This window comes from Methylobacterium sp. E-005 (assembly GCF_022829725.1).
GTDB lineage: Bacteria > Pseudomonadota > Alphaproteobacteria > Rhizobiales > Beijerinckiaceae > Methylobacterium.
On record NZ_JAKSYG010000090.1, the window covers coordinates 1 to 15,183 of the forward strand.

Consider the following 15,183-nt stretch of genomic DNA (forward strand, 5'->3'; position numbering starts at 1 on the left):
AACGCCACCATCGAGGCGGCCCGGGCGGGCGAGGCCGGCAAGGGGTTCGCGGTTGTGGCAGGCGAAGTGAAGGCCCTCGCCGCGCAGACCGCCAAGGCGACCGAGACGATCGCCGGCCAGATCGCGGCGATCCAGGGCGAGACCCGGCAGGCCGTCGAGTCGATGCAGGCGATCGGTCATTCGATCGACGAGATGCGCACGGTCGCACTGAGCGTCGCCGCCGCCATGGAGGAGCAGGGTGCGGCGACCAGCGAGATCGTCCGGAACGTCGCGCAGGCGGCCCAGGGCACCCAGGCGGTCAGCGCCGACATCGCCGACGTGCACAAGGCCGCCGGCGACACCGGGGCGGCCTCCGGGCAGGTGCTGAGCGCCGCGCAGGAACTCGCGCGCTACTCGACGAGCCTCGGGCAGGAGGTCTCCACCTTCCTCGCCGCCGTCAAGGCCGCCTGAAGGGCTCGCGCGATCCCCACGGGGGTGCCCACGCGGGTGCATCTTGCATCAACCCAGGGGTGGTGGACAGCGCGAGTCCGACGGGAGACGCTTCGAATCAGGTGGTCCCGGGGCGGGGTCTGCAGGCACCGCCCCCGTGAGAGATCGATCGATGCGCTTCGCCCATGTGGCCCTGTGGACGCGGGATCTCGACGCAGCCGCCGCGTTCTGGCGGGACTATTTCGGCGCGGAGATCGGCCCGCCCTACCACAGCCGGCGCCGTCCGGGCTTCGTGTCGCGGTTCGTGACGCTCCCCGGACCGGGCGCGCATATCGAGCTGATGACCGGCCCCTGGCTCGCGGCGGCGTCGGCGCCGGAGCGCGTCGGCTGGGCGCACGTGACGATCTCACTGGGCTGCATCGCCGCGGTGGACGCGCTGGCCGAGCGCTGCGCCGCGGGGGGATGCCTCGTGTCGCCGCCCCGGCGGACCGGCGACGGCTTCTATGAGGCCATCGTGGCCATGCCGGACGGGACGCCGGTGGGGATCACGGTCTGAGTTGCGTCGAAGCCCGGATCGGCCCGGCGCCCGTCACGCGATCCCGTCGATCGCCACCCGCAGATGCTCCGGCCCGCGCAACGCCGCGCCCTGCCGGTAGGGCGGCGGGTCCGCGATCAGGCGCGGCGCCTTGAGCCGGCGGGCCAGCGCGGTGAGCGCCGCCTCGGCCTCGAACCGGGCGAGCGGCGCGCCCACGCAGTAATGCAGGCTGCCGCCGAAGCCGAGATGGCGGGTGCCGGTCCGGTCCGGGTCGAACCGGTCGGGGTCCGGGAACACGGATTCGTCGCGGTTGCCGGCGGCGAGCAGCAGCACGAGATCGGCGCCCTCCGGGATCGTCACGCCGGCGATGTCGATGGCCGAAAGCGTCCTGCGGGTCCGGAACTGCACTGGCGGCTCGTAGCGCAGCAATTCCTCGATCAGCCGCGGGGCCCGCAGCGGATCCTGGCGCAGGCGCTCCAGCTCGTCGGGATGGCGCAGCAGGGTGAGCAGACCGTTGGTGATCAGGTTCACGGTGGTCTCGTGGCCGGCCACCAGCATCAGGATCGAGGTGGCGATCAGGTCATAATCGCCCATCTTCACCCCGGCCGGGGTGGCGTGGTTGGCCAGCCCCGAGAGCATGTCGTCCTGCGGGTGCCTGCGCTTCTCCTTGATCAGGTCGCCCATGTAGCCGCCGATCGCATCGAAGGTCCGGCTGTTCTTGGCGCGGATCTCGGGATCGGTGAGGCTGTCGGGTTCGAGGGCGGTGGCGAGCTGCGTCGCCCAGTCGTGGAACTTCGGCTCGTCCTCCCGGGGCACGCCGAACAATTCGCAGATCACCGTCACGGGCAGCGGGTAGGCGAGGTCGTCGACGGCGTCGATCTCCCGGGCGTCGCGCTTCTCGTCGAGCAGATCAGCCACCAGCTTGTCCGAACGGGCGCGCATCGCCTGCACGCGCTCGCGGGAGAACTGGTGCATCACGGCCGAGCGCAGGGCGTCGTGGTCCGGCGGATCGCGGAAGATGAAGACCCGGTGGCGGTCCATCATCCAGTCCTTGAGCGGCTTCACGATCAGGTCGGTGAGCGGGTTGCCGGTGCGCGGCCGGTCGGCGGGGGGCAGGGTGTCTGAGCTGACCCGCGGATCCTGCAGCAGGCGCGCGATGGTGTCGTGGGTCGCCGCCACCCAGGTGCCTTCGGCGGTCCCGTCATCCTGGCGCGAGACCGGATTCCGCCGCAGCTTGGCGTAGACCGGGTAGGGGTTCGGCCGGTTGACGAAATCCTTGACCTGATCGAGGAGGCTGGAATCGGGCATCGAAATCCTCAGGAAAAGCCCGGCTCGAAGATCTCGACGTTCTTGGGCCGGTCCGTGGCGGCTCCCTCGGGCGGGAAGGGCGCGCCGGTGGCGACCAGCTCGGCATGGGCCGGCAGCCAGCGGGCCGAATCCACCGAAACGGCCGCGATGCAGCGCCCCGCGCGGCCGTAGAGGGCGATGAAGCGGCCGGTGGCCGGATCGCCCTGGGTGATCGCCACCGCGTCGGCCCCCTCGGTCAGGCCGGCGGATTTCACAACGAGGTCCCCCTGCGTCGACCAGAAGGTCGGCAGGGCGCCGTAGGCCGCATCGGGCGGCGCACCGGCGAGCAGGCGCCCGGCATGGGCGGCCTGCGCGACGGCGTGGCTCCAATGCTCCAGGGCGACGCGCCGCCCGTCGTAGAGCGGGTGGGGGAAGCGCGCCACGTCGCCTGCCGCCGCGATCTGCGGATCGGGGTGGCCTTCCGCGTCCAGGACATGACCGGCGCCATCGCAATCGACCCCGCCCGGATCCGCCGACAGGCCCGCCCCGTCGAGCCACTCGGTGTTGCGCACGGCACCGAGCGCGACGACCGCGATATCGGCCTCGATGCGGCTACCATCGGTGCAATGCGCGCGAACCAGCCGGCCGCCTTCGCCCTCCAGCCACTCGACCTCGGTGCCGCAGCGCAGGTCGACCCCGTGGCCCGCGTGGATCGCCCCGATGAACGCGCCGATCGTGCGGCCGAGGACGCGGGCAAGCGGGGTCGGCCCCGGCTCCACCAGGGTCACGGGCAGATCGAGCGTCCGGCACAGGCTCGCGACCTCGCAGCCGATGAAGCCGCCGCCGATCACGAGGACGCGCCGCGGGCCGGCTTCCAGCGCCTGACGCAGGGCAGCGGCGTCATCCCGCCCGCGCAGGGTGAAGACGCCGGACAGTCGCCCCTCGTGCGGGTTCGGCCAGGACCGGGCCCTGGTCCCGGTGGCGATCAGCAGACGGTCGTAGGGCAGGGCGCGCCCATCCGCCAACAGCACCCGGCCGGCCTGCCGATCGAGGCTGGCGGCCGCAGTGCCGAGTTGCCAGTCTACATCCGCATCGAGGCCGTGGGGCAGGGTGGTAGCATGCGCCGGGATCGCGCCGGCCAGGACGTGTTTGGACAGGGGCGGGCGGTCGTAGGGCAAATGGGGCTCGGCCCCGACGATCGTCAGCGATCCGGAAAAGCCCGCCTCCCGCAGGGCCTCGGCCCCGCGCAGGCCCGCGAGGCCGGCGCCGATCACGAGGGCATGTTCGGGGCGGGCCATCAGGCGCCCCGCCCCGGATCCTCGACCCGGATCGCCTGGACCGGACAGGCGACGCGTGCCCGCTCGATGTCGGCTCGATCCTGGGCGGCGGGGGCCGGGTCGTAGAACAGGGCCTCGTGCCCCTCGATGCGGAAATGCCGCGGGGCCGCGTAGCAGCACTGGGCGTAGGCCTGGCAGAGGTTGAGATCGACGCTCACCCGAAGGCCGGGTGGGGATCCGGATGACGCATCGGCAGGGGTCGACATGGCGAGGCAACCGCGCGGAACGCCTCAAGTTCCGCCCGGTGGGATCGATGCGTCAGACGCGCAGATCTGTACTCGCGGATCCCCGTAGAAATGAAATCTCGGAATTCCCTTAGGCAACGGTTCAGATTAGTGTTCCACCGCCTCGCAGGCCTGCCAGACGCGCCGCGACCCCAGGAGGGCACCATGCCGCACGGTGCACGAACGAGCCTCGCCGCCCTCATCCTGCTGCTCGGCGTCGGCGGCGCCACGGCCGAGCCCGCGGCCGGCACGACCTGGACGGACCCGCCGACCCACAAGCCTGCCGCCGAGGCACCGGCTCCGGAGCGGAAAGCGTCCCCTGCACCGGCCCCGTCGTCGGCCAAATCGTCGGCCCCATCCGCGGCCACGCCGCCGGCCGCTTCGACCCCGGCGGCCGTTGCCGAGGCGGCCCGGCCCGCCCGCACGCCACACAAGGCGGCGCGCCGTGCCCCAACCCGGATCGCGGCCGGGCGCGCGGCGCCCAAGCGACGCGTCGCCGAGACCCGCCGGCCGCGCATCGCGGCGGCACCGCCCCGGGCGTTCACCGGTCCGCGCATCGCCGTAGCGCCGTCTCCGCCGCCGGAGGGTTACGTCCGCTACCGGCCCTACGGGTATGGCCCGGGCTACGGCCCCGGCTACGCCGACGAGCGCCTCGACCGCCTGAGCAGCGCCGAGGCCGCGGGCTACGTCGTGGTGCACCGCCGAACGGTGCTGTTCCCCGACGGCCGGACGCTGCGCGTCTACCGGCCGGACGATGGCGAGCCGTTCTGATCCAGGGGCGGCACGAACACCGTCCGCAGTTCGGCACGTAAGACTTTCCCGGCAGGGTTACGGGGCAGGAGCCCGTCCCAGATCACGATCCGCACCGGCACCTTGAAGGCCGCCAGCCGCTCTGCCGCGAAGGCCCGGATCGCCTCCGGGCTCGCCTCGGCGCCCTCGTCCAGCACCACGATGGCGCCGGGCTCCTCGCCGAGCGTCGGGTGGGGCACGGGCAGCACCACGGCGTCGATCACCGCCGGATGTTCGTAGAGGACGTTCTCGACCTCGCAACAATAGATGTTCTCGCCGCCGCGGATCAGCATGTCCTTGATCCGGTCGACGATAGTCAGGAAGCCTTCCTCGTCCACCCGGGCGAGGTCGCCCGTGCGCAGCCAACCGTCGGACAGGACCTCCGCGGTGGCCTTCGGATCATCCCAGTAGCCGCGGACGATGTTCGGACCCTTCACGCAGAGTTCGCCGACATGGCCCGGCGGCAGGTCGTCTCCGAGGGGATCGCGGATCCGCACCTCGCAGACCGGGAGCGGCGGCCCGCAGGAATCGGGATGCGCCCAGTAATCCTCGCCCTGGTGATGGGTGAAGGTCGCCGACGTCTCGGTCATGCCCCAGCCGGTGCCGGGCACGACCCCGGGCAGGGCCTCGCCCAGCGTCCGCACCAGATCCCCGGCCGCGGGGGCGCCGCCATAGGTGACGGCGTCGAGGCTCGGCAGCGTCCGTCCGGCCTCCCGGGCCGCCGTGGCGAGCTGCCACGCGATGGTCGGCACGCCGCCCGCGCTGGTGCAGCCCTCCCGCTCGATCAGGTCGAGGGCCGCGTTCGCGTCCCAGCGGTGCATCATCACGAGGCGGTGGCCGCCGTACAGCGCCGCCCCGAGGCTGGCGTGGCAGCCGGTGACGTGGAACAGCGGGATGACCAGCAGCGCCACCCGCTGCGGCGCGGTCGGGTCGGGCTTCGGCGGCGCCTCGCCCCGGCGCAGGGCGCTGCGCGACGCCGAGTAGGGATAGGCCATCACCGTGGTGGCGGCCGCCCGGTGGGTGCCGACCGCGCCCTTGGGCTTCCCGGTGGTGCCCGAGGTGTAGAACAGGGTCGCGTCGTCCTCGGGATCGAGGGCGATGTCGGGCAGGGGCAGTTCAGGAAGGGTGGCCCATTGGGCCAACGGGCCGAGGATATCCGCAAGCGGCGTCGCCCGGGGATCGGGCTCCATCCGGGTGGTGAACACCCGCTCCAGGGCCGGGCATTCGGGCAGGTGCGGGGCGATCCGCGCGAAGCGCTCGCCATCGGCGATCAGCACCCGCGCCCCGGAATGCTGCAGGCCGTAGGCCAGTTCCGGCCCCGTCCACCACGCGTTGAGCGGTGTGGCGATCGCCCCGGCGAGCAGGGCACCGAAATAGCTGACGGGCCATTCGGGCAGGTTGCGCTGCGCGATGGCGACGCGATCGCCCTTGCGCACGCCGGCCTCCACCAGCGCCCGCGCCAGGGCGGTGGCGGCCCGGGCGAAGCCCGTGAAGGTCACGCGCTCGTCGCGGTAGACCACAAAGGTCTTGTCCCCATGGCCCCGCGCGATCCGGAACAGGTCGCCCAGAGTCGGCGGCGCCGACTCCCAGATCCGGGTCGGCACGCCGCGGATGTCGATCGTCGTGATCGCGAAGGGCGCGCCCGGGGCGGTGAGCCGCGCCTCGGCCTCGCGGAAGGGCAGGGCCGGCCAGCCGGCGGGGAGGCGGGGATCGTGGCTCATCGGGCGATCGTCACGCCGCCGTCGATGACGAGGGCCTGACCCGTCACGAACCGGCCCGCCGCCGAGGCCAGGAACACGGCCGCGCCCGCGATCTCGTCGGGCTCGCCGATCCGGCGCAGCGGCGCGGCATCCGTGGTGGCGGCCAGCATGTCGGGATCCTCCCACAGGGCCCGGGCGAAATCGGTGCGGATCAGGCCCGGGCACAGGCAGTTCACCCGCACGTTGGCGGGGCCGTACTCCACCGCGTAGTTGCGGGCGAGCTGGAGGTCGGCGGCCTTCGAGACGTTGTAGGCGCCGATCACCGGCGAGCCCTTGAGCGCCCCGATCGAGGACACGATGACGATCGCCCCGTCCCGTCGCGCGACCATGCCGGGGGCGACCATCTGGATCAGCCAGTGGTTCGACAGGACGTTGTTCTCGAGGATTTTTCGGAACTGCGCGTCGGTGATGTCGGCCAGCGGGCCATAGTAGGGATTGCTGGCCGCGTTGCAGATCAGCACGTCCACCGGACCGAGCTGCTTTTCCGTCTCGGCGACGAGATGTTCGAGCTCGTCCTTCACCGAGATGCTGGCCGGGATCGCCACCGCGCGGCCGGGGCCGTGGGCGGCCTCGATCTCGGCCACGACCGCCGCGCAGGCCTCGCGCTTGCGCGAAGAAATCACCACCCGGGCGCCGTGCTCCGCCATCCGCAGGGCGATCGCCCGCCCGATGCCCCGGGACGAGCCGGTGATGAGGGCGATCTTGCCGGTCAGGTCGAACAGGGACATGGCGTTGTGTTGCCCAGGTTGCGATGACACGCGCCCTCTCTCCCCCCTCTGCGGGGGAGGGTGACCCCTGCGTCAGCAGGGGTCGGGAGAGGGGAGCGTGGGTTCAGAAAAGAGCGCGGCCGGCATGAAGGGCAGAGCCTATTCCTGCGCCGTCGCTCCCCTCTCCCGCCCCCCTTCGGGGGCCACCCTCCCCCGCAAAGGGGGGAGGGAGACGCGCAAGTCCGGCCGGCGTTGTGATTGGCCTGATACCCGCCCATCCTCACACCCCCGCCCGCATCGACCGGCGCAGCTGCGCCATGCCGGCGAGCCAGCGCTCGGGATCCTCGGCCCGGCGGCGGGCGTATTCGGCCACCTGCGGGTGCGGCAGGATCAGGAAGCGCCCCGCCGCCAGCCCGTCGAACGCGGCCTCGGCCACGACCTCCGGCGCCAGCACGCCGTCGCGCGACGCGGCGCTGGCTTCCCCCAGCATGGCGGTGTCGACGCCCTGCGGGCACAGGGCGGCGACCCGGATCCCGTCCTCGGCATGGGCGATGGCGAGATGCTCCAGGAAGGCGAGCGCCGCGTGCTTGGTCGCGCCGTAGGTGGCGCTGCCGATCTGGCTGAGCAGCCCCGCCGCCGAGATCGTGCCGAGGAACGCGCCCCCGCCCCGGGCGCGCCAGAGCGGGACCAGCACCCGCGCCGCGTGGACATGGCCCATCACGTTCACCGCGAAGGCCCGCGCCCAGCTATCCGGGTCGGCCGAGGTGGCGAGATCCGGGTCGGGATCGCGCTCCAGGATGCCGGCGTTGGAGCAATAGAGCGCGATCGGGCCGATCTCGGCCTCGATCCGCGCCAGGGCCGCGGCGACCGCCGCCGCGTCGCCCACGTCGAGCGCGAAGGCCCGGCCGCCCAGTTCCGCCGCCACGGCCTCCGCCCCGGCCCCATCCCGGTCGAGGGCCACGACCGTCGCGCCCCGGGCCTTGGCGGCGACCGCGAGCGCCCAGCCGATGCCCCGGGCGGCCCCCGTGACGGCGACGACGCAGCCGGAGAACGCCATGCTCAGGCCCCCGCCCGCTCGGCGAAGCCCCAGGCCGCAGCGGCGAGCTTCGGCACGCGCGCCGCCATGGCGGATGCGTGCTCGCTCGCGGCGTTGCCGGCCTTGGCGCGGGCCGCCACGCCCTGGAGGATGCCGACCAGCCGGAACAGGTTGTAGGCGAAGTACCAGTCGAGGTCGGGCAGGTCTTTGCGATCCGACGCCCGGCAGTAGAGCGCCACCGCCTCGTCCCGTGTGGGGATGCCTAATGCGTTCAGGTCGAGCCCACCGAGCCCGCTGCGCCCGTCCGCCGGCAATGCCCACTGCATCAGCAGGTAGCTGAAATCGGCGAGCGGATCGCCGAGGGTCGATAGCTCCCAGTCGAGGACGGCGCTGACGCCGCCATCGGGCGAAAAAATCAGGTTGTCGAGGCGGTAATCGCCGTGGACCACGCAGGCGCCCTGCTGCTCGGGCACCCTCTTGGGCAGCCACGCGATCAGCCGCTCCACGTCCTCCAGCCGCCCGTCCTCGGCGGCGCGGTACTGGCGGGTCCAGCGGTCGACCTGCCGGGCGAAGTAGTTGCCGGGCCGGCCGTAATCGGCGAGCCCCGCCGCCTCCGAGTCGATGGCGTGCAGGCGCGCCAGCGTGGCGATCATGCCGGCATAGTGCCGGTGGCGGGCATGGGGATCGAGACCCGGCAGGGCGCCGTCCCAGTGCACGGCGCCGTCCACCGCCTCCATCACGTAGAAGGCCGCGCCGATGACCTCCGGATCCTCGCACAGCGCGAAGGGGCGGGGCACTGGGAACCCCTCGCCGTAGAGGGCGCCGATCACCCGGAACTCGCGGTCCACCGCGTGCGCGGAGGGCAGGAGCACGCCGAAGGGTTTTCGCCGCAGCACATAGGCCTGGGCGGGCGTGTCGAGCCGGTAGGTCGGGTTCGACTGGCCGCCGCGGAACTGCTGAACGGTGAGCGGGCCGGCGTAGCCCCGCACATGCGTTTCCATCCAGGCGGCGAGCTTCGCCTCGTCGATCCGGTGGCGCGGCTCGACCGGCTTCACGCCGGAGAAGACATCGGCCTCGCTCATGCGCGCTCGGCCTCCGGTGCTCCTGGCCGGGCATTGGTGTAGCGCCCGAATTCCAGCCGGGCGATCGAGCGGTTGTGGACCTCGTCGGGCCCGTCGGCGAGCCGCAGGGTGCGGATATGGGCGTACATCTTCGCGAGCCCGAAATCCTCCGAGACCCCGGCCCCGCCATGGGCCTGGATGGCGTCGTCGATCACCTTCAGGGCGATTCGGGGCGCTGCGACCTTGATCATGGCGATCTCGAGCTTGGCGCCCTTGTTGCCGACCTTGTCCATCATGTCGGCGGCCTTCAGGCAGAGGAGGCGGGTCATCTCGATGTCGATCCGCGCCTCGGCGACCCGCTGCTCCCAGACCGACTGCTCGGAGATCCGCTTGCCGAAGGCGACGCGGGAGACGAGCCGGCGCGCCATGGCCTCCAGCGCCACCTCGGCCACCCCGATGGTGCGCATGCAGTGGTGGATGCGTCCGGGCCCCAGCCGCCCTTGCGCGATCTCGAAGCCGCGCCCCTCGCCGAGGATCAGGTTCTCGGCCGGCACGCGGACATTCTCCAGCACGACCTCGCCGTGGCCCTTGGGGGCGTCCTCGTAGCCGAAGACCGGGAGCAGGCGCTCGACGCGGACTCCAGCCGAGTCCATCGGCACGAGGATCTGCGATTGCTGCCGGTGGCGGGGCGCCTCCGGGTCGGTCTTGCCCATCAGGATCGCGATCCGGCAGCGCGGGTCGCCGACGCCGGTCGACCACCACTTGCGGCCGTTGACGACGTAGTGGTCGCCGTCGCGGCGGATCGCCGTCGCGATGTTGGTGGCGTCCGAGGAGGCGACCTCCGGCTCGGTCATCAGGAAGGCCGAGCGGATCTCGCCCGCCATCAGGGGCTTCAGCCATTTCTCCTTCTGGGCCGCGGTGCCGTAGCGGTGCAGCACCTCCATGTTTCCGGTGTCGGGCGCCGCGCAGTTGAACACCTCCGAGGCGATCCCGACCCGGCCCATCTCTTCTGCGCATAGCGCATAGTCGAGGTTGGTCAGGCCGGCGCCGCGATACGCCTCCGTGTCGTGCTCGGGCGAGGGCGGCAGGAACAGGTTCCACAGGCCCTCGGCCCGGGCCGTCTCCTTCAGCCGCTCCAGGGTGGGCGAGGGGTCGCGGCTCGCCGCGCGCTCGGCCGCCACGGCACCGGCCGCCGGCACGATCGCGTCGGCGATGAAGGCGCGGACGCGGGTCAGCCAGTGCGTCTGGGATTGGGAGAGATTGAAATCCAAGGCGTCCGCTCCGCTCACATCCATCGCTGCGGGCTTCTCTCCTCCCCCTTGCGGGGAGGAGTTGGAGGTGGGGGGCGGTGCAGAAGGCACCGCCGCGCTCGATCCGGCACCACCCCAACCCCTGGCCCCTACCCGCAGGGGGGAGGGGAAGTGCTCTCACAGATAGGCTGCCCCCATCTCGCTGGCGAAGCGCTGCGGCGGCCCTTCCCAGACGATCCGGGCCTGTTCCAGCACGTAGACCCGATCGGCGTGGGGGAGCGCGAAGGTGACGTTCTGCTCGCCGAGCAGCACCGTGATCGGCGTGGTCTGGCGCAGCTTCTCCAGCGCCTTCGACAGCAGCTCCAGGATCACCGGGGCGAGGCCCAATGTCGGCTCGTCGAGGATCAGCAGGCGCGGGCGCATCATCAGCGCCCGGGCGATGGTCAGCATCTGCTGCTCGCCGCCCGAGAGGGTCCGGGCGCTCTGGCCCTCGCGGGCCTTGAGGATCGGAAAAAGCTCGTAGAGCTCTTCGCGGCGCTTGGCGCTCTCGGCCTTCGGGAAATGCTGGCCGCCGAGGTCGAGGTTCTCGCGCACGCTGAGGTCGCCGAACAGCTCGCGGGTCTCGGGCACCTGGACGATGCCGGCGCGCGCGATGGCGGCCGGCTTCATCCGGGCGAGATCCTGGCCGGCGAACCGGATCGTGCCCCCATGCGGCACGAGGCCCGAGATCGCGTTGAACAGGGTGGTCTTGCCGGCGCCGTTCAGGCCCACCACCGAGACGAACTCGCCCTCGTGGACGTGGATCGAGGCGGCGCGGAGCGCCTGCGCCTTGCCGTAGAGCACGTCGACGCCCTCGACGGTCAGCAGCGAATCCGGCTTGAACGCGGCTTCCGGCCGGGCCGCCGTCTCGATGCTGCCGCCGAGATAGACCCGGCGCACGGTCGGGTCGGCCATCACGGATTCGGCCGAGCCCTCGGCGATGCGCTCGCCGAGATACATGGCGAAGACCCGGTCCACGAGGGCCGAGACGCTCTTCACGTTGTGATCGACGAGGAGCACGGCCTTGCCCTCGTCGCGGAAGCCCCGGATCAGCTCCGAGAAGGCCGCGACCTCGCCGCCGGTCAGGCCCGCGAAGGGCTCGTCGACCAGCACCACCCGGGGGTCGCGGGCGATGGCCTTGGCGAGTTCCAGACGGCGCAGATCCGCGAAGGGCAGGGTGCCGGGGCGCCGGTCGATGACGGCGCCGAGGCCGACGCGCTCGGCGATTTCCTTCGCGCGCCGCGTCACGTGCGGGTCGGCGGCGAGCCGGATCAGGCTGTCGGGCAGGAGCGCGAGGCTGATATTCTCCAGCACCGTCTGCCGCTGGAGCGGCCGGGCGTGCTGGAACACGAGGCCGATGCCGGAGCGCGCCACCCGGTGGGCCGGCATGCCGCCGATCTCGGCGCCGTCGAGGCGGATCGAGCCGGCGCTCGGCCGCTCCAGCCCCATGATCAGCTTCATCACGGTGGATTTGCCCGAGCCGTTCGGGCCGATCAGCCCCAAGATCTCGCCGGGCCGCAGATCGAGGTCGATGTTCTTGACAGCGACGAGGCCGCCGTAGCGCTTGGTCAGGCCGCGCACGCTGAGGCAGGGCTCGGCCGCGACGGGGGACAGGGTCAGCGGGGGCGCGACGGCGACGGTCATCGGGCTCTCCGGAGGGAGGCGAGGCCGAGCAGCCCCGAGGGCACGAACAGGATCACGAGGAGGGCCACCGCCGAGACCACGAAGGTCGACAGCGCCCCGAGCGGGCGCAGCAGCTCGCCCGCCGCGATCAAGAAGACCGCGCCGAGCGCCGCCCCCACGATGGTGCGCCGTCCGCCCAGCACCGCTGCGATGATCACCTGCACGCCGACCGCGGTGTCGATCAGCGTGCCGACCGAGGCGGTGCCCATGTAGAAGACCACCAGCCCGCCCGCGAGGCCCGAGAAGGCGGCGCTCACCGCGAAGGCCGCGAGCTTGTGCTTGGCGACGTTGAAGCCGAGCGCCCCGGTCACGACCGGATCCTGGCCGGCGGCCTGGAGGATCAGCCCAACGGGCGAGCGGGCGATCGCCGTGAGGATCAGGCCGGAGACCGCCATGAAGCCCAGCGCCAGCCAGTAGTTCGTGTCGGCGTCGATCGAGATGACGTCAGGGACCGTCAGGCCGATCTCGCCGCCGGTGAGGTCGGAGAAGACCACGATCATGTTCTGCAGAAGCAGCACCGCCACCAGGGTGATCAGGCCGAAATAGGGTCCGCGCACCTTCAGCGCCGGCAGCGCCAGGGCGAGCCCGCCGACCACGGCGAGGAGCGTCCCGGCCGCGAGGCACCAGGGGATCGGCAGCTCGTAGCGGTTGTTGAGAATCCCGGCGCCGTAGGCCCCGAGCCCGATCAGGAAGGTCGGCCCGAAATTCACCTCGCCGGCGAAGCCGAAGAGCAGGTCCCAGGCCATGGCGAAGACGCCGAAATAGTAGGCGATGGTGAGCAGGCCGAGGATGTAGCCGGAGACATACCAGGGGAGGGTGGCGGCCAGCGCGACGGCGAGGATCGCGATCCAGAAGCCGGGTGTGGTGAGGAGCTTCATCGGGATACACGAACTCCGCGCGTTTCCCTCCCCCCTCTGCGGGGGAGGGTGGGCCCCGAAGGGGGTCGGGAGAGGGGAGCGACGGCGCAGAACAACGCGCCGTACCGCGTAAAGGGCGCGCCCTTCCCTGAAGCAGGGTTCCCCTCTCCCGACCCCTGCTGACGCAGGGGCCACCCTCCCCCGCAGAGGGGGGCGGGGATGCGGCGGAGATCGCGCGGGACAGGCTTGGTTCGATCGGAAAATCCCAAAACAACCATCACCGCCGCCCCAGCAGGCCCTGCGGGCGCAGATACATCACGGCGACCAGCAGCAGCAGCGCCGGGATCACCCGGTAGGCCGGGGAGATCAGGTAGGCGGTAGCGGTCTCCAGATACCCCACCACGTAAGCCGCGATCAGCGAGCCGGTGACGCTGCCCAACCCGCCCAGCACCACGATCGAGAAGGCGCTCGCGGTGAGCGGCCCCACTGAATACGAGGACACCCCCAGAAACATCCCGAGCAGCACCCCGGCGATGCCGGCGAGCAGCCCGTAGATCGCCCAGACCGCCACGTAGATCTTGCCCATGTCGTGGCCGAGCAGCGTCACGCCGCGCGGGTTCATGGAGGCGGCGAGCAGGACTTTGCCGGCCCGCGCCCGGTTCACGAACAGCCAGAGCAGGCCGATCACCACCCAGCAGATCACCGCCGTGAACAGCTCGTTCTTCGGCGTGCGGACGCCCGCGATCTCGACCACGCCCTCGACGATCGGCAGCACGGTCTTCGGGTTGTCGGTGAAGAAGTAGGCGACGAGCTCCTGGATCATGATCCCCCAGAGCAGGGTCCCAGTGAGCACAAAGATCTCTTTTTCCTCGCGCGGAATGGCGCGGCTGCGCTCGATCGGCGCGACCACCGCGAAATAGGTCACCAGCGCGCCGGCGAGCCCGCACAGCACGCCGATCGCCGCGCCGACATAAGAGCCGAGCCCGAACAGGGCGGAGGCCGCCCAGGCCGCCACCGCGGCCATGACCATCAGGGCGCCGTGGGTCAGGTTGAGGACGCCCGAGACCCCGAAGATCAGGGTGAAGCCCATCGCGCCGAGCGCGTAGAGGGCCGAGATCGCGAAACCGTCGACGAGGATCTGGAGGCCGATCACCGCGCTCTCCCCGCCCGACCTACTGGACCGCCGGCTTGACCGCAGGGGGCAGGATCATGGCCCCGTTGGCGGTCGCGGCCGGCCAGATCGCCACCTGCTTGCCGTTCTGCCACTGCCCGAGGACGCTGGTCATGAGGCCGGGGCCGTACTGGATCGAGTGGGTGAACGGGTCGTCCTTGCCGTAGAACTTCAGGTGCCCGACGGTGCCGACATAGTCGGTCTTCTCCAGGGCCTCGACGAGCTTGTCGGCCTCCGTGGAGCCCGCCCGCTTGATCGCCTCCGCGGAGTAGTAGACGGCGTCGTACGCCATGAAGCCCGCGTAGGAGGGCGCCCCGCCGAAGCGCTTGGTGAAGGCCTCCGAGAACGGGATCGTCTTCTCGGTCAGCGCCACGCCGGGCAGCGCCACGCTGTCGAACAGCACGCCCTGCGTGCCGCCGTTGGTGTTGGCCCAGAAGGTCGAGGAGGTCGCCTGTCCGCTGATGCCCGTCATGGCGATCGGCACCTGCTGGTTCTGCCACTGCACGGTCGGCTGCACGCCGACATGGGCGATGCCGGTGACGATCAGATCGGGCTTCGCCGCCTCGATCTTGTTGTAGATCGGCGTGAAGTCGCCCGTGTCCGGCGAGAAGCGGACATGCTCGACGACCTTCAGCCCGGATTTCGGCAGGCAATCCTGGTAGGCGGCGTCCAGCGGCCGGGTCCAGGCCGCGTCCTCGCTCATGATCGCGGCGGTCTTGGCCTTGAGCTTGCCGACCAGCACGTCCTTCGCCGAGTCGCACACCGCCTGCGCCAGGGCGTGCGAGGTCAGGTAGCCGTGGAAGGTGTACTTGTTGCGCGCATAGTCTTTGTGGACGTTCACGCTGATCTCGTTCGAGGCCGCGCCGGGGGTGATCAGCGGGGTCTTCAGCCGCGCCGCCCAGGGCATGAGCGCCAGCACGACCTCGGAGATGTAGCTCGCGATGACGAGGTTGACCTTGTCCTCCGAGACCGCCCGCTGGAAGGCGCGGACCGCATCCGAGGCTGACGACTTGTCGTC

General features: G+C 71.5%; 15 protein-coding genes. 3 read left to right on the forward strand and 12 right to left on the reverse strand.

All coding sequences use genetic code 11. The features are described 5' to 3' along the window. Window positions 1-450: methyl-accepting chemotaxis protein (locus MKK88_RS10110; RefSeq protein ID WP_243999257.1), on the forward strand; the 450-nt coding region annotated here is incomplete at its 5' end. Window positions 451-601: 151 nt separating this feature from the next. Further along, on the forward strand, window positions 602-985 hold the full coding sequence (locus tag MKK88_RS10115) for a VOC family protein (RefSeq protein WP_243999259.1): 384 nt from the start codon (window positions 602-604) through the stop codon (window positions 983-985). Window positions 986-1,018: 33 nt separating this feature from the next. On the opposite strand, the gene MKK88_RS10120 is transcribed toward MKK88_RS10115, so the two are convergent. The 3 genes from MKK88_RS10120 to MKK88_RS10130 are packed head-to-tail and all read right to left on the reverse strand — an operon-like array spanning window position 1,019 to window position 3,794. Next, window positions 1,019-2,272 (reverse strand): cytochrome P450, encoded by a 1,254-nt coding sequence (locus MKK88_RS10120; RefSeq protein ID WP_243999261.1) that lies wholly within the window; start codon window positions 2,270-2,272, stop codon window positions 1,019-1,021. 8 nt (window positions 2,273-2,280) lie between these two features. Then, window positions 2,281-3,549: an NAD(P)/FAD-dependent oxidoreductase gene (locus tag MKK88_RS10125; RefSeq protein ID WP_243999263.1), complete on the reverse strand. Its 1,269-nt coding sequence runs from the start codon at window positions 3,547-3,549 to the stop codon at window positions 2,281-2,283. Then, a complete protein-coding gene (locus MKK88_RS10130) occupies window positions 3,549-3,794 on the reverse strand; it encodes a ferredoxin (protein ID WP_243999265.1) in 246 nt (81 codons plus the stop codon). The genes MKK88_RS10125 and MKK88_RS10130 overlap by 1 nt, the downstream gene beginning before the upstream one ends. Window positions 3,795-3,977: 183 nt before the next feature. Between MKK88_RS10130 and MKK88_RS10135 the strand changes: the two genes are divergently transcribed. Further along, complete coding sequence (locus tag MKK88_RS10135) at window positions 3,978-4,583, forward strand: hypothetical protein (RefSeq protein ID WP_243999267.1); 606 nt, start codon at window positions 3,978-3,980, stop codon at window positions 4,581-4,583. Here MKK88_RS10135 and MKK88_RS10140 read toward each other — a convergent pair. The 9 genes from MKK88_RS10140 to MKK88_RS10180 all read right to left on the reverse strand — a co-directional run. Then, window positions 4,553-6,322 carry a class I adenylate-forming enzyme family protein gene (locus MKK88_RS10140; protein ID WP_243999269.1) on the reverse strand — a complete coding sequence of 590 codons (1,770 nt, stop codon included), beginning with the start codon at window positions 6,320-6,322 and terminating at the stop codon, window positions 4,553-4,555. The genes MKK88_RS10135 and MKK88_RS10140 overlap by 31 nt on opposite strands. Beyond that, window positions 6,319-7,089, reverse strand: coding sequence for an SDR family NAD(P)-dependent oxidoreductase (locus MKK88_RS10145; protein WP_243999287.1), 771 nt, complete (start codon window positions 7,087-7,089; stop codon window positions 6,319-6,321). Before MKK88_RS10145 ends, MKK88_RS10140 begins: the two co-directional genes overlap by 4 nt. Window positions 7,090-7,348: 259 nt before the next feature. Further along, window positions 7,349-8,125 (reverse strand): SDR family NAD(P)-dependent oxidoreductase, encoded by a 777-nt coding sequence (locus MKK88_RS10150; RefSeq protein WP_243999271.1) that lies wholly within the window; start codon window positions 8,123-8,125, stop codon window positions 7,349-7,351. Window positions 8,126-8,127: 2 nt separating this feature from the next. Continuing rightward, window positions 8,128-9,186, reverse strand: coding sequence for a phosphotransferase family protein (locus MKK88_RS10155; protein ID WP_243999273.1), 1,059 nt, complete (start codon window positions 9,184-9,186; stop codon window positions 8,128-8,130). Further along, window positions 9,183-10,436 (reverse strand): acyl-CoA dehydrogenase family protein, encoded by a 1,254-nt coding sequence (locus MKK88_RS10160; protein WP_243999276.1) that lies wholly within the window; start codon window positions 10,434-10,436, stop codon window positions 9,183-9,185. Before MKK88_RS10160 ends, MKK88_RS10155 begins: the two co-directional genes overlap by 4 nt. 156 nt (window positions 10,437-10,592) lie before the next feature. Next, window positions 10,593-12,098: an ATP-binding cassette domain-containing protein gene (locus MKK88_RS10165; RefSeq protein WP_243999278.1), complete on the reverse strand. Its 1,506-nt coding sequence runs from the start codon at window positions 12,096-12,098 to the stop codon at window positions 10,593-10,595. Then, window positions 12,095-13,015 (reverse strand): branched-chain amino acid ABC transporter permease, encoded by a 921-nt coding sequence (locus MKK88_RS10170; RefSeq protein WP_243999281.1) that lies wholly within the window; start codon window positions 13,013-13,015, stop codon window positions 12,095-12,097. The genes MKK88_RS10165 and MKK88_RS10170 overlap by 4 nt, the downstream gene beginning before the upstream one ends. Window positions 13,016-13,271: 256 nt before the next feature. Beyond that, a complete protein-coding gene (locus MKK88_RS10175; RefSeq protein WP_243999283.1) occupies window positions 13,272-14,147 on the reverse strand; it encodes a branched-chain amino acid ABC transporter permease in 876 nt (291 codons plus the stop codon). Window positions 14,148-14,166: 19 nt separating this feature from the next. Next, window positions 14,167-15,183, reverse strand: a 1,017-nt coding sequence (locus tag MKK88_RS10180) for an ABC transporter substrate-binding protein (RefSeq protein ID WP_243999285.1), incomplete at its 5' end; no start/stop codon positions are given.